Origin of the sequence: Nocardia anocheti (assembly GCF_029675105.1) — a bacterium.
Lineage (GTDB): Bacteria > Actinomycetota > Actinomycetes > Mycobacteriales > Mycobacteriaceae > Nocardia.
In genome coordinates this window covers 147,450-160,126 of record NZ_JAQQFV010000004.1, presented here as the reverse complement: position 1 = coordinate 160,126, position 12,677 = coordinate 147,450, and the positions used below count along the sequence as shown (strand labels likewise).

18 protein-coding genes are annotated in these 12,677 nt (G+C 68.7%); 10 read left to right on the top strand and 8 right to left on the bottom strand.

Annotated elements, in window-relative coordinates:
• Positions 1 to 71: 71 nt before the first annotated feature.
• Together QC180_RS11815 and QC180_RS11810 are read right to left on the bottom strand one after the other, a co-directional pair.
• Entirely contained in the window at positions 72 to 1,271 is a 1,200-nt protein-coding gene (locus QC180_RS11815; RefSeq protein WP_278262735.1) for a site-specific integrase, read from the bottom strand.
• A complete protein-coding gene (locus QC180_RS11810) occupies positions 1,264 to 1,839 on the bottom strand; it encodes a helix-turn-helix domain-containing protein (protein ID WP_278262734.1) in 576 nt (191 codons plus the stop codon). The genes QC180_RS11815 and QC180_RS11810 overlap by 8 nt, the downstream gene beginning before the upstream one ends.
• Before the next feature lie 138 nt (positions 1,840 to 1,977).
• On the opposite strand from QC180_RS11810, the gene QC180_RS11805 reads away from it, so the two are divergent.
• The 8 genes from QC180_RS11805 to QC180_RS11770 all read left to right on the top strand — a co-directional run bounded on the left by QC180_RS11805 (position 1,978) and on the right by QC180_RS11770 (position 6,585).
• The gene (locus tag QC180_RS11805; RefSeq protein ID WP_278262733.1) at positions 1,978 to 2,166 is read left to right on the top strand and encodes a helix-turn-helix domain-containing protein; all 189 of its coding nucleotides are present in this window, start codon (positions 1,978 to 1,980) and stop codon (positions 2,164 to 2,166) included.
• A gap of 131 nt (positions 2,167 to 2,297) precedes the next feature.
• Entirely contained in the window at positions 2,298 to 2,672 is a 375-nt protein-coding gene (locus QC180_RS11800; protein WP_278262732.1) for a hypothetical protein, read from the top strand.
• The gene (locus QC180_RS11795; RefSeq protein WP_278262731.1) at positions 2,669 to 3,073 is read left to right on the top strand and encodes a hypothetical protein; all 405 of its coding nucleotides are present in this window, start codon (positions 2,669 to 2,671) and stop codon (positions 3,071 to 3,073) included. The genes QC180_RS11800 and QC180_RS11795 overlap by 4 nt, the downstream gene beginning before the upstream one ends.
• 458 nt (positions 3,074 to 3,531) lie before the next feature.
• On the top strand, positions 3,532 to 4,524 hold the full coding sequence (locus QC180_RS11790) for an AAA family ATPase (protein WP_278262730.1): 993 nt from the start codon (positions 3,532 to 3,534) through the stop codon (positions 4,522 to 4,524).
• Positions 4,521 to 4,811 carry a WhiB family transcriptional regulator gene (locus tag QC180_RS11785; protein WP_278262729.1) on the top strand — a complete coding sequence of 97 codons (291 nt, stop codon included), beginning with the start codon at positions 4,521 to 4,523 and terminating at the stop codon, positions 4,809 to 4,811. Before QC180_RS11790 ends, QC180_RS11785 begins: the two co-directional genes overlap by 4 nt.
• Positions 4,808 to 5,308 (top strand): hypothetical protein, encoded by a 501-nt coding sequence (locus tag QC180_RS11780; RefSeq protein WP_278262728.1) that lies wholly within the window; start codon positions 4,808 to 4,810, stop codon positions 5,306 to 5,308. The genes QC180_RS11785 and QC180_RS11780 overlap by 4 nt, the downstream gene beginning before the upstream one ends.
• Positions 5,298 to 5,747: a helix-turn-helix domain-containing protein gene (locus QC180_RS11775; RefSeq protein WP_278262727.1), complete on the top strand. Its 450-nt coding sequence runs from the start codon at positions 5,298 to 5,300 to the stop codon at positions 5,745 to 5,747. The genes QC180_RS11780 and QC180_RS11775 overlap by 11 nt, the downstream gene beginning before the upstream one ends.
• Positions 5,692 to 6,585: a major capsid protein gene (locus QC180_RS11770; protein WP_278262726.1), complete on the top strand. Its 894-nt coding sequence runs from the start codon at positions 5,692 to 5,694 to the stop codon at positions 6,583 to 6,585. The genes QC180_RS11775 and QC180_RS11770 overlap by 56 nt, the downstream gene beginning before the upstream one ends.
• A 424-nt stretch (positions 6,586 to 7,009) precedes the next feature.
• On the opposite strand, the gene QC180_RS11765 is transcribed toward QC180_RS11770, so the two are convergent.
• Together QC180_RS11765 and QC180_RS11760 are read right to left on the bottom strand one after the other, a co-directional pair.
• Entirely contained in the window at positions 7,010 to 7,264 is a 255-nt protein-coding gene (locus tag QC180_RS11765; protein ID WP_278262725.1) for a hypothetical protein, read from the bottom strand.
• Positions 7,261 to 7,530, bottom strand: coding sequence for a hypothetical protein (locus tag QC180_RS11760; RefSeq protein ID WP_278262724.1), 270 nt, complete (start codon positions 7,528 to 7,530; stop codon positions 7,261 to 7,263). Before QC180_RS11760 ends, QC180_RS11765 begins: the two co-directional genes overlap by 4 nt.
• A gap of 165 nt (positions 7,531 to 7,695) precedes the next feature.
• On the opposite strand from QC180_RS11760, the gene QC180_RS11755 reads away from it, so the two are divergent.
• Positions 7,696 to 8,856, top strand: a complete 1,161-nt coding sequence (locus QC180_RS11755) for a helix-turn-helix domain-containing protein (RefSeq protein ID WP_278262723.1) — start codon at positions 7,696 to 7,698, stop codon at positions 8,854 to 8,856.
• Between the two features lie 298 nt (positions 8,857 to 9,154).
• Here QC180_RS11755 and QC180_RS11750 read toward each other — a convergent pair whose 3' ends face one another.
• From QC180_RS11750 to QC180_RS11735, 4 genes are read right to left on the bottom strand one after another with little or no spacing between them, the layout of a single operon-like run.
• The gene (locus tag QC180_RS11750; RefSeq protein ID WP_278262722.1) at positions 9,155 to 9,499 is read right to left on the bottom strand and encodes a hypothetical protein; all 345 of its coding nucleotides are present in this window, start codon (positions 9,497 to 9,499) and stop codon (positions 9,155 to 9,157) included.
• A complete protein-coding gene (locus tag QC180_RS11745) occupies positions 9,500 to 10,399 on the bottom strand; it encodes an RNA polymerase sigma-70 factor (RefSeq protein WP_278262721.1) in 900 nt (299 codons plus the stop codon).
• Positions 10,400 to 10,405: 6 nt separating this feature from the next.
• A complete protein-coding gene (locus QC180_RS11740; RefSeq protein ID WP_278262720.1) occupies positions 10,406 to 10,789 on the bottom strand; it encodes a DoxX family protein in 384 nt (127 codons plus the stop codon).
• 24 nt (positions 10,790 to 10,813) lie between these two features.
• The gene (locus QC180_RS11735) at positions 10,814 to 11,992 is read right to left on the bottom strand and encodes an NAD(P)/FAD-dependent oxidoreductase (RefSeq protein WP_278262719.1); all 1,179 of its coding nucleotides are present in this window, start codon (positions 11,990 to 11,992) and stop codon (positions 10,814 to 10,816) included.
• Positions 11,993 to 12,134: 142 nt separating this feature from the next.
• Here QC180_RS11735 and QC180_RS11730 point away from each other — a divergent pair, with 142 nt between their 5' ends.
• Positions 12,135 to 12,671, top strand: coding sequence for a hypothetical protein (locus QC180_RS11730; RefSeq protein WP_278262718.1), 537 nt, complete (start codon positions 12,135 to 12,137; stop codon positions 12,669 to 12,671).
• Positions 12,672 to 12,677 lie beyond the last annotated feature (6 nt).

Genomic DNA, 12,677 nt, shown 5'->3' with positions numbered 1-12,677 from the left:
GCAAACCGGTAGGGGGTTGACTTGTATCCGGGGTATGTGCTTGCCGATTTCCCCGGATTTTCCCCTGATATTCAATCCCGTACTTTCCCGGACGCGAAGCGATCGAGCGCCGCGCGCACGTCCGGGCCGACCGTCCGGCGCTCGACGTAGTGCTGTTCGGTAGTCGACTGCCGAGCGTGCGAAAGCTGGTGCTGTGCGGCAGCTAGTCCGAGCTCGGCATCGACAACTGTTCCGACCGTCCGCCGGAACGAGTACGGCGTGACCCAGTTCAGTTCCTCGGGCAGGGCGGCCCGCAGTGAGCGCCGGAGATTCGCGAGACTCATCCATCCGCCGTCGCGGTTCGCGAACACCTGGCCCTCGTCGCCGGACTGTCCGACCATCTCGGTAAGCGCGGCCACCGCGCCCGCGGGCAGGATGAGCGTGTGGGGTGGTGCGCCGCCCTTGCGTTCGTCCTGGCGATGCACGGGCAGCGGGTTGCCGTCCGCGTCTTCCTCCTGGCCGTGGTCGATGACCGTCCCGGTGAGCGTCAACGTCGGCGGGTCCGCCAACAGATCGACCTCGTGCCAGTACACCGCCAGCAGCTCATTCGGTCGGCACCCTGTCGCTGCGAGCACGTCGACGACCGCGGGCAACAACCGGCCTGGCTTCGGCCCGTTGCGCCGCGGCCGGTCGCAGTAGTCGCGGATCGCCGCGCGGATGGTGACGAACTCGGCTGGCGTCGCGGCGCGTGCTTCGGCCTTCTTGACCTGAACGGCCGCAGTCTCCCGAATCGGGTTCACCGTCAGTACGTCGTAGCGGACCGCCAGCGCGAACATGCCAACGAGGATGGTCCGCAGCTGCTTACCGGCCGACGCGCTGCGATCGGTGATCTGTTTCAGGTGCGCCTCAGCGCGGCTCGTGGGGAACTCCCGAATCCGTCGCGCGCCAATCTGGGTGTCGGCGTTACGTTTCCATCCGCGCCGGTACTGGGTGGCCGACTGGCCCTTGATCTTGGTCTTTGTGCCGAGCCACACCTCGAACAATTCGGAGAGCGTCGTCTTGTCGGTGACAAGCGCAGTGGACGACACGGGAGTCTGGCGAGATTGCAACTCTCGCAACACTTTTCGGCGCGCATCTTCCCAACTCTTCGGGCTGGATTTCTCGACCTCGCGGCGCCGTCCGTCGTCATCGCGCACGTAGCAGTGCGCGATGTGCAGCCCCTCTTGCCCCTTGCGTGGCTTCTTCGGCTTGATCTCGCCCCACTCGCCGGGCGCCATCCGCTGTCTAGGCATCGTCCACCACGCCACCGGCCGCTAGCGCCCTGCCGCGTGCGTCCGTGACGTTTCCCCCCTTGCGGGAAATCTCCTGTTGTAGCTCGTCTGGCGGAACCTCTTCGTAGGGGTGCATCTCGGGGTGGTCGCGCCGCGACACTGCGGCATCAAGGCCATCCTTGGCGTTGACATAGCTGCGCGTTGCCTGTGTGAGGCGGGGATCGGTTCGGCAAAGGTGAACGGGGGCGATGTCTTCGGAACGTCGCCCTCGGAGCGTGGCCCGCTCGCCCGAGAACCACAGCATCGCATCGGAGCTCAGCGACTCGACGCCGGGCAGCGCTTCAGTCGGTCCGTCGGGCATCTGGGGATAGAGAAGCTGCACGGGGGGTACGCCGAGGGCCGCGGCGAGCACGATGAGTTCTGACACGTCCATTTTCCCTGACCGGCTGCCATTCTCGATCTTGGTTATAGCGGTCCTGTGGATCGGAAAACCTAGCTGCTTGGTTCGCTCTGAGAGCTTCGCAGCCGTGATGTCTTGCCGTTCCCGCGCCGTGGCAACGGCTTCGCCGATCCGCTTCGCGGTGGCCATCTGCCAGTCCTTGGCTTGCTCGTCAATGTGTGGCATTGCGACATGATTGCACACGTCCCGGAACATCTGCTAGCGTCCCGAAGTGTCCGTTCAACAATGAGTCACTATGTGTCGCAATTCGGAACATTCGGAGGTTAGATGTCCACCCAGCAGAAGCGCATGTACGCGGTTCCGGTCGCCGCCGAGCTGCTCGGAATCAGTCGGGCGACGCTGTATGTCCTCATCCGTGATGGCGCGGTGCGCTCGGTCAAGGTCGGCGGGCGCCGCCTGATCTCGTCTGACGCCATCGCGGAATTCGTCGAGCGGGCCGACCAGGGCGCCGCGTGATGCTGTCAGTCTCCGCCCAGTGCAAGAGCGGCCCGGCGAGCGGTTGCACCCGCTCCCGGGCCTGTGAACCCCAACCCTTGCGAAAGAAGGAATTCATGCCCGAGTCTATCGCCCGTACCCCGAGCGGGCCCGTGCTGGTCTACGTCATGCGCGCGTTCTGGCTCATCGTTGCCGAGCGCATCGCCGAGTCGGGCATGACGCTCGACGAGGTCGCCCTGATGTTCGGTGAGCGCGGCAAACGCCTGCGCGCGTACATGGCCGATCCGATGGCAACTCCTGCCGTCTACCTGATCTTGTTCGCGACCATGTTCGACACGCTCCCGTCGGCGCTGTGGGATCAAGCCAACGAGCGCGGCCGACTGATCGAGCGGCAGGTCGCCGACGGCGTGGCCTGCCACCGATGCGGCCGAGCGTTCGCGATCGGTTCGACCTCGAGGCCGGACGGGTTCGGCGAGAACGGGCAACTGTTCCGGTGCCTTCGGCAGTGCCCGGCGGTGGCGGGATGATGACGAAAATCGTTGTGTTGCTGTTCTTCTGGCTGCCGACGGGCTATCTGTGCGCGTCCGTAGTTGCCCACGAATTCGGTGCCCGGCCCACCCGACGAGCATCGCTGACGGCTCCGCTCCCGGCGGTGGTGGCTCCGTCGATAGGGCGGCCCATCCGCAGCGCGGAAGATGCGCGCGCGGTCTGGGAGCGGCACAACGGCGCCCAGCCAGTACCCACCACCGACCACACCGCCACCGCAGTACGGCGGGCACTCGACAGCGCCGCACGAGAACAACGACGGCGTAGCCAGCTCGAGGCCGCACACCGCCACCTCGAGGGGGTCGCCGAACTGTCCTGGCCCGATGCCGAAGCCGCATGGGTCGCCGCCAACCGCGCAGCACACGCCGCATTCCGCGGCTGACGAACTAGCCGGGGCCCGCCATCGCGCGGGCCCCGAGGAGGAGGTGAACCCGAATGCCCCGAGGCGTCGAGACCGTCGCACCGTCGGCGCGGCCCGCCGTGGAACCACCCCCGCCGCAGTCCTGCCCCCGGCACCCCGCCGGGCGCGATCGGGCGTGCCTGACCTGCCGCGCCTACCACGACGACTACACGGCATGGCTCGACAGCCAACCGGCCACCGCAACGACCGGCGCCGGGACCACTCAGGACCACGCACAGGACCAGTCGGGGACCGGTGGTCCTGGTCCTGAGCCCCTAGGGGGTGAGGACCAAGGACCACGCACCCGGAAACGCCCGCGAGCTGCGAAAACAACGCCGAAACGTGGTCCTGGCACCCCCAAGGCCGAGGACGGCCCGCAGGACCGCGCCGAACAGCGGTCCCGGACCACTCAGGACCACTCTCAGGACCACGCCGAACAGGTGGACTACGGCCGGTATTTCGACGTGGCCGCACTGCTCGCCGGTGGCCTACCCGAGCCGCCCGCCCCGGCCTACGGGATCCGCGACGATCAACGTGCGTTGTTCTATGCCGGTGAGGTCAACCTCGTGTTCGGCGACCCGGAATCCGGCAAGACCTGGCTCGCGCTCGTCGCTGCGCGGGAACTGCTCGGCGAGTACGGCAGCGGCCGGGTGCTGGTGATCGACCTCGACCACAACGGGCCCGGCCCCACGGTCGGGCGCCTGCTGGCGCTCGGCGCCGACAGAGCAGCGCTGGCCGATCCCGAGCGGTTCCTCTACGTCGAGCCCGAGGACCGGCTACACCTGGCCGCCATCGTCGCCGACATGCGCACCTGGGCGCCGGGCGTGGTGGTGCTCGACTCGCTCGGCGAGCTGCTGCCGCTGTTCGGTTCGTCGTCGAACTCCGCCGACGAGTACACCAACGCGCACCGGTCGGTGCTCAAGCCGCTAGCGAAGTCCGGCGCCGCGGTGCTGGTGATCGACCATCTCGCCAAGGGCACCGAATCGCGCACGCTCGGACCGGGCGGTACCGCGGCCAAACGGCGCACCATCGGGGGTGTCTCGCTGCGCGTCACGATCAATGAACCGTTCGCCCCTGGCAAGGGCGGCTCGGCGTGGCTCACGGTGAACAAGGACCGACACGGCGGCCTACGCCAGCACTGCCCCGGCTCGGGCAAGGAACCGGCTGCCGGGCTGCTGCGCCTCGACCCACACGCCGCCGTCGACGGGCTGCTCGAGCCGGTCATCCGTGCGCCCACCAAGGACGACAAGGCCCCGACGAGTTGGGGAATCAGCGTGACGGACTCGGCGCGCGTGGCCGACGACGTGGCCGCCCTCGATGCCCTCGACCCCGCGCCGAAATCGAAGCGCGACGTACAGGACCGGATGGGATGGGGCAGCGATCGAGCGAACTCGGCGCTCCGGGCGTGGCGCGAGGAACGGGGCGAGTCGTGATCTGGCCGAAGGTGCGCGCGCTCGTCGCCGACCTCGCCGACGAGCGGCTCATCGGGGCCGCCTGCACCGGCCGCGCGCCGTTGTTCGACGCCGAGGTGCCCGACGAGGACGACGACGACCGGCGATACCGCCTCGAGGCCGCGGCGCGCATCTGCCGGAGCTGCCCCGTGCTCGTCGAGTGCAACGGCGTCGCCCGCGAACTGGGCCGCGCAGCGGCCGGGGTGTGGGCCGGGCGCGCCCGCAACCTACCGGCCCCGGTGGGCCGACCGAAGGGAGACGCGGCATGAACAACCGCCCCGAACGCGCTCGCCGAGCGGTGGCCGCCCGCCTGGCCGCGGGCATGGACCAATGGCGCGCCCTCGTCGCCGAGGGCGTCGCGGCGGCCGAACGATGGTCCAACGGCATTGCGAGACTGGAGGATTGGGTGAACAGCAACGACAAGCCCGCGCCGGGCAACCCCGATGATTTCGCGGACAACGGTCGCCACTACTTCGCCGATCGACGGCGCGCGCTGGCGGTGTGGACACACGTACTCGGCGCCAGCGACCCCGACGAGCGCGCGGGACTGGAATCGGTGGTCGCCGAAGCGGCCGAGCAAGGGCGCGTGGTCGAACTGCTCGCCGAGGTCTGCGCGACCGCGCTGCGCATGTCCCCGGCGCTGCCCGAACACCTGGCAGGCGTCGCCGAGGAACTGCTCGAGGCCGCCTATAGCGAGGTAGCCGAGCGGCAGGCCAACGCCGACGGCTGGGACATCGACCCCGAAAGGGGGAGCGGTGGCGAATGACCCCGCCGAGTGCGTACGCCTGGGGGAGTACGTCGCGCTCGGGCCGCGTCCGGCCCGGGAGGTGGCCGCGGCGCTGAATCTGGCCGCGCAACTGGCCGCCCGCGCCGGGTTGCCGCCCCTGCCGCCGCGTCTCGTGCGCCTGGCCGATCTCCTGGCCGGTTCCGACAGCGGAAGCACGGTCCTTCCGGTCGCGCCCGAGTCCGCACACTCGGCGGCAATGCTCGACCCGATCGGCACCACCGAGGCCGCCGCGCTGCTCGGCACAACGACCTCGGCAGTGCGGCAACGACTTCGACGCCGAACACTGCCCGGCCGCCGAGTCGGTGGCCGCTGGATGGTCGACCGGCTCGAGCTGACCCACCACTTGGAGAGGAACCGTACCGATGCCGAACAACTACTCGCTGAGCCCGAGCCTGAGCGGGCGCAACCTCACCGTTGACGCCGTGCTCAAGCAGCCCTCGCGCATCTCCACCCGGATCGCGGAACTGACCAACACTCAGCTGTTGGTCGACAAGTTCCTCAAGCCGTTCGGGGCGCCGGTACAGGGCGGCGCCATCCTGTACACCGAGGCAACGGCCGCGCAGATGTACACCACGCGCAACCTCGAGCAGCGCGCGCCCGGTTCGGAGTACGCCGTCGTCAACGGCGAACGCCCCGACCCGAAGCTCGCCCACGTCGAGGACTGGGGCGGCAAGTTCTTCATCACCGACGAGAACCGCATCCGCAACAACATCTCCGACCTCGACGACAGCGTGACCCAGTTGTCGAACACCATCGTGCGCAAGATCAATCAGCGCCTCGTCGACGCCATCGAGCAAGTACTGACCGGGCCCAACGTCGTGCCCGGCAACGACTGGAGCAACGTCGTCACCGTCGGCCCGCCCGAGGACCTGACCCCCAACGCCGGGCGCCCGGCCGCGGACCTGGCCGCCGCGCAGCTCGCCGCCGACGTGCAGGAACTCGGGCACCGATACGACACGCTGATCCTCAACCCGCAGGAGAACTACAACCTGTCGGTCACCTACGGCGAAGGGCTCGCGGCCGTGCTGGAATCGGCCGGCATCACGACTCTGTTCTCGAGCCCGCGCGTCGCGGCCGGCACCGGCTACGTGACCCAGTACGGCACCGCGGGCACCATCGGATTCGAGGTGCCGCTGAGCACCGAGGTGTGGCGCGAGGAAGCCACCCGGCGCACCTGGGTGCAGTGCTACACGGTGCCCGCAATCGCGATCACCAACCCCGGCGCGATCAAGAAGCTGACCGGCCTCGCTGGCTGACCCCAGTTCTGCCGGGCGGGTGCGAGGTGTTGGCCTCGGTGCTCGCACCCATCCCGGTACGCGCTCACCCCCTGCCCGATCCATTCCGGGTAGGGGGTGAGTTGCGTTTGACAGCCGATACCGCCGGTGGCTAACTACTGGCAATAGCTCGGGAGGGGTACCCCCGTCCTAATCATCCGACCCCCACCCCCTGACTCGTCCGTGGCAGTCAGGCTATTTCTCTCTCCCCGGGGGTGCGTGCCGGGCTCGGGCGGGTGGATGGCGGGCGCACCCCTGGGTGCGCGTGTGGCAGGTGAACGGCCGGGTTCTATTCGTTCGGCGAGGTTCGGGCGCGCTCGCGTGCCAATGTGGCCGCGAGGGATGCTAATCGCGGTTGCAGCCGTCCGAGCGGCCGGATGTCGGCCCGCAGCGTGAGGCTGCTGGGTTACTTTTCGGCAATCACTCGGTTGTGGTTCGCCCACAGTCGGCAGTCGTCGAGCGTCTGCCCCACGAACGGGCCCACCTCCTCGGCGCCGTCACGGTCCGCGGTGACTCGCCATGCCCCGTGCCATCGGTTCGCCCACATGCCATTGGCGAGGACGATCGGCCCGGTCAGTCCGTCGTCTTCAACCGCGGCCAGGGCCGCGACGACATCGGCGCCGAGCTCGACGAGCTCGCCCTCACTCGGCCCGCCGGTCACATCGACCCGTTCGCCGGACGCGGCACGATGCGGCCCGCGGCAACGAGCACGTTCCACGCCGCGGTTTTCCGCGGGCACTGCCAGCGCTCACACGCGCGGTGCACCTGCAAGACCGTGTGTGCCTGCTCGGGCGTCAACAACGACGACGGCGCGCAGTGATCGAGCACCGGCGACGGCTGTCCCTGCTGCTCTGCCTCGCTCGCCAGACGCGCGATGATGTCCCACACGGTCGGCTGTGCCGGTACGGATTGCTTCGGCCCCCACATGCTCCGCCCTCTCTGTCGAGTTGAGGTGCCCCGCCGCCGGGGATTCGTGGTCGACCCGGCGGCGCGGCCTGGAATCAGAGTCGCCGCCGGCAAGAGCGCCGGGGGACAGTAAAGGGACAGTGACACCGCAGACATGAGCGGACGCCTACACGTACGCTCGGACGTATGGGGACGCATGTAGGCCAAGCCATCGCGACCGAACGCAAGATTGCCGGGCTGAATCAACGCCAGCTCGCGACCCGCGCCGCGTACAGCCTGAGCATGGTCAAGGCCGTCGAGCAGGGCCGCGAACTCGCCTCGCCGGGTTTCGTGTCCGCCGTCGCGCGAGCCCTGCGCGTCACTCCCGAGCAGTTGACCGGCGCCCCATTCGACGACGGCAAGCCGCTCGCCGACGCGGTGAACGGGCTGTCGATACTGCTCGCCGAAGGTCGCTACGCGCGCGCCGAGGAACCGGGCGCCCTCGCCCAGCTCGAGGCCGACCTCGCCGCCGCTCAGGATTTGTACCGCCGCGACCGCACCCGCCAGACCATCGAGGTACTGCCCGGCATCATCCGCCGCCTGCACGGCGCGGTGCGCGAACTCCGCGACGACGACCGGGCACACGCCTACTCGCTGCTCGCGTCTGCCTACATCCTGGCCGAATGGTCGGCCCGCCGCACCGGTCACCTCATGCTCGCGTTGCCCGCGCTCGACCTCGCCGACAGCTACGCGCCCCACGGTGACGACCCGAATCACGGCGCGTTCTCAGCGCTCGCCCGCGCTCGCATCCTCACCCACTACGGCGAATCCGAGGTAGCCGCGCAGCTCATCGAGCAGGCGATCGCCGCGGCCGACGACACTCAACCGGGTATGGTCCTGGCCGGATACTCGCACCTCGCCGGAGCGATCAACGACGCCCGCAAACTGGACTACTCCGGCGCCGTCGCTCACGTCGACGCCGCGCGCGAGCTGGCCGCCCACACCGGCGAAACCGACATGTACATGACCGCGTTCGGTCCGCTGAACGTCGACATCCACGCGCACGCGATCGAGCTCGAGGCGGGCGACCCGAACCGCGCAGCGTTCGACGGCGCGGCGCTGACCTACGGCACCGATGCCCCGCCGACCCGCGTTGCGCATCACTGGCAGGACAATGCCCGCGCGTGGCTCATGAGCGGCAAGCCGGACCGCGCGCTCGCCTCGCTCAACAAGGCCCGCGCCGCAGCACCGCAGCAGACCCGGCTGCACCCGTCCGTGCGCGAAACGGTCTACGGCATCGCCGCCGCCCAGCGCCGCCAGTCCGAGGGACTGCTCGGGTTCGCGCATTGGCTCGGCGCCAGCCTGTAGCGCCGCCGGTCCCGTACTTTCCCCGGATAAACGCGGTCGGATTCGCGTGGATTCAGGTGGACACCGAAACCGGTCGAACTCTCGAAAGTCGTTGCAGCACTGGACAATCTAGGACACATCGGGACAGTTGAAAGTACGGGAACCGCCGGAAATTTCACCGGCAGGTTTCTGGTTCGAGTCCAGATGGGGGAGCAATATTCGGCGCCTGACCGGCGAAAGTATTTCGCCGGTCAGGCGCCTTTTTGTATTTGTACCATGCGGCGTCGAAACCACGGTGTGGTGACCGCTTCCCACCAACTCACGCACCGGTGCGATGCGTGTGGTCGGTCGCGCGTGTGGATGTCGTCAAGGTCGAGCGCGGCGCCGTCAATGTGGCGTAAGTGGGCTGATGGGGCGGGCTTTCGCTCGATAGAAAGGGGGATCGGTCGGCGGATGGGCTGACGAATTCGAGGGTGGAAGAGGGATCGCTGTGGTGACCGTTGGGGTGATCGTGGTGTTCGTGGGGCTGTTGATGGTGGTGCGGATGCTCAATGCGGCCATCGTGGGGTCGGTGCCGGGGACGAGGGGTGGTGACGGTGATCGTCCCGATGACGGCGATGCCGAACGCGAACGCCAGCGCCGCGGTGGCCAGCCGCCTGGTCACTCACTTCGAGGTGATCGGGTTCTCGGAGCCGATGTGGGTGAGTTTTTCCGGGTTGCGGACGAAGTAGAGGCCGGTGATGTGGTTGTCGTCGACGCGGGCGGCCATGACGCCGTCGAGTTCGCCGTCGAGGTGGAAGGCGAGGGCGGGGTTGCCGTTGACGGTGGTGGGGTGGATGGTCAGGGCGGCGGTGGTTTTGGCGAGGCCGCCGAAGAAGAAGCGGATCACGCGTTCGGCGCCGGTGATCGGACGCAGGGCCGCCTGTTTGACGCCGCCGCCGTCGCTGATCGCGACCACGTCGGGGGCGAGGACATCGAGCAGACGTCGCAGGTCATGGTTTTCGAGTGCTCGCTGGAAGGCGTCGAGGACGGCACGGGTCTGGGTGGGGGTGACCACTCGGCGGGGGTGTCGGGCCTCGACGTGGCGGCGGGCGCGGTGGGCGATCTGGTGCACCGCGGCGGGGGACTTGCCCACGGCGGCGGCGATCTCGTTGTAGCCGATGCCGAAGGCCTCGCGCAGCACGAACACGGCGCGTTCGGTGGGTGAGAGGGTTTCCAGGACCACCATCAAGGCCATGGACATGCTCTCGGCCAGCTCGACGTCGTGGGCCGCGTCCGGGGCGGTGAGGAGGGGTTCGGGCAGCCAGGGGCCGACGTAGGATTCCCTGCGGCTCTTGATCGTTCGTAGCCGGTTGAGCGCTTGACGAGTGGTGATGCGGACCAGGTAGGCGCGCTGGTCCTCGATCTGGTCCAGGTCGACCTTCATCCAGCGCAGCCAGGTTTCCTGCAGGACGTCCTCGGCGTCGGCCGCCGATCCGAGCATCTCGTAGGCGACGGTGAACAGCAGGTTGCGGTGCGTGAGGAAGGACTCGGTGGCCGGGTCGGTGGGTGTCGATGTGTCCATGGTCGTTCAGCCGGTGAAGGGCTCGGCGACGAAGCGGCCCCACGCGAGGAAGGCCGCCAGCAGCAGGTAGACGACGTTCAAGCCCACGAGCGCGTACTGGCCGTAGCGGCGGTGGGTGAGCATGGCGCCGAGCATGAGCATGATCCAGCATACGGCGGTGACCGGCACCAGGACCGGCGCGATGACGAGTACGGCGGGCAGGATCAACCCCACGGCAGCCAGTAGTTCCAGGACACCGAGGGTCTTCACCACGCCGGTGCTGACATCTCCGGTCCACTGTCCGCCGTCGTGGGCGGCCAGTTTCTCCCGGGGGACGAAGGTCTTGCTGATCCCTCCGGCCAGGGCGACGGCCGCCAGCACTCCGGCGGCGATCCACAGGGCGATATTCACGAGTTCCTCCTCGGGCGTGAATTGTCAGCGGGCGGCGGGTTCGGGGGCGACAGGTGCGAGGCGCAGTCGGCGTTTGTCGTCGGTGAACTTCCAGCGGAACGTGCCGGGTTTTGTGGCTTCGTCGATGAGTTCCTGGACCACGCCTCGGCAGGCGCGTTCCTTGATCGCGGCGGCGAGGCGGCCGCCGAGGGCGAACCTGTTCGCGGTGTCGTCCTCGGCGGCGAATTGCAGGGTGGCGGCTCGTCGGCCCAAGGCGATGCACTGGCCGAAGTAGCCGATATTGATCTCCGTCGGCTGTTCATCCGCGATCCGGGCCAACACCGTGTCGGCGGCGTGCGCGCCCAGGGGCCGCGCGGTCTGGCAGCTCATCCGCAACGGCAGATCCGACGGCGCCACCGCATCCCCGGCCGCGACGATGCGCGGGTCGTCGACGCTGGTCAGCGTCTCGTCGGTGAGCAGGCGACCGGCGGCATCGGTACTCAACCCGCTGCGTGTGGCCAGGTCCGGCACGTCGAAACCCGCTGTCCAGATGGTCACCGCGCTGGGCATCACACGACTGTCGCTGAGCCGCACGGCGTCTCGGGTCACCTCTGTCACCTCGGCCCGGGGGCCTTCGATCACTCTCACGCCCAGATCGGCCAGCCGCCGGGCCACCGAGCGCCGCACCCTCGGGTGCAGGTAGGGCCCGAGGACTCCGCCGCACACGAGGGTGACGGCCCGCCCCTGCTCGCCCAGTTCGGCCGCGATCTCGATACCGGTCGACCCGGCGCCCACCACAGTCACCGCGGCCGCCGCGGGCGCGGCGTTCAACACCGCACGCACACGCCGCGCCTGCTCCAGGCTCGCGATCGGATAGGCGAACTCGGCCGCACCGGGCACGGTCGGGACGGCACTCGTGCTCCCCACCGCATAGACTAGATAGTCGTAGTCGAGACTGCCGCCGTTGCCCAGGGTCACGGTCCGCTCGGCCGCGTCGATTCGTCCGACGGAGTCGACCACCAACCGAACGCGCTCGCCCAGTATCCGGCCGTAGTCGACCACCGCCGCATGCGATCCGCCGACGACCTGGTGCAGCCGGACCCGCTCGACGAAACTCGCGCGCGGGTTGACCAGCGTCACTCTCACGTCCTCGTGCCCCGTCAATCGGTTGGCTGCCATCACGCCCGCGTATCCGCCGCCGATCACGACCACATGCTCACTCATGGTGTCTCCTTCGCTCGAGGTGTCGAGCACAAGACACAGCGGTACCGCGATTTCTGACAGCATGTGACACGCATCACTCGTAACGATTGCCTGTCGGGTTACGTGACGAAACGGTGTGTGTCCGAATTGCTAGCATTCCCAGGTGATTTCGGAACGGAAGGTGTTCCCGGTGCTGGCGGGGGTCGCCTTGATCTGCTCGATGGCCGCCTGCTCCAGCGAGAACGCCGCCGCGTCGGCGCCGAGCTCGTCGGCCTCGCCCACCGCGACGGCGGGGCCGGTGCAGACCGACGGCACGCTGCCCGACGGCACCGACGCCTCCGGCTACCGCGACTCCTTCGCCCGCTGCGTGGGCACCGAGCGGCTGGTACTGCTGGTCGGGCAGACCACCGGACGGCCGATGACCATGTTCCAAGGCACTCCGGCGGGTGGCGACCAGCGATTCGTCGTGTGTGAGGACCGCGCGGGTACCCGGCTCCTGCGGGCCTCGGCGCCGGGGCTGCGGCCGGAGCCGTTCGAGGGCACCTTCTTCACCTTCACCGCCAACAGTCAGCAGTTCGTGGCCGACGGTATGAAGATCGACCTGGCCCGCGCCACGATCACCGTCACCGACGACCCGACCCGCCCACAATTCCGCGCGGTGACCTGGACGGTGAACGAGTACTGGAGCGCGGTCTACTAGGGGCGT

What these genes read in the sequence shown, in the direction of transcription:
- QC180_RS11760 (WP_278262724.1), bottom strand. Translation starts at nt 7,530, where the DNA reads ATGTGGGGGCCGAAGCAATCCGTACCGGCACAGCCGACCGTGTGGGAC.
- QC180_RS11755 (WP_278262723.1), top strand. Translation starts at nt 7,696, where the DNA reads ATGGGGACGCATGTAGGCCAAGCCATCGCGACCGAACGCAAGATTGCC.
- QC180_RS11795 (WP_278262731.1), top strand. Translation starts at nt 2,669, where the DNA reads ATGATGACGAAAATCGTTGTGTTGCTGTTCTTCTGGCTGCCGACGGGC.
- QC180_RS11805 (WP_278262733.1), top strand. Translation starts at nt 1,978, where the DNA reads ATGTCCACCCAGCAGAAGCGCATGTACGCGGTTCCGGTCGCCGCCGAG.
- QC180_RS11770 (WP_278262726.1), top strand. Translation starts at nt 5,692, where the DNA reads ATGCCGAACAACTACTCGCTGAGCCCGAGCCTGAGCGGGCGCAACCTC.
- QC180_RS11745 (WP_278262721.1), bottom strand. Translation starts at nt 10,399, where the DNA reads ATGGACACATCGACACCCACCGACCCGGCCACCGAGTCCTTCCTCACG.
- QC180_RS11815 (WP_278262735.1), bottom strand. Translation starts at nt 1,271, where the DNA reads ATGCCTAGACAGCGGATGGCGCCCGGCGAGTGGGGCGAGATCAAGCCG.
- QC180_RS11780 (WP_278262728.1), top strand. Translation starts at nt 4,808, where the DNA reads ATGAACAACCGCCCCGAACGCGCTCGCCGAGCGGTGGCCGCCCGCCTG.
- QC180_RS11810 (WP_278262734.1), bottom strand. Translation starts at nt 1,839, where the DNA reads ATGGCCACCGCGAAGCGGATCGGCGAAGCCGTTGCCACGGCGCGGGAA.
- QC180_RS11735 (WP_278262719.1), bottom strand. Translation starts at nt 11,992, where the DNA reads ATGAGTGAGCATGTGGTCGTGATCGGCGGCGGATACGCGGGCGTGATG.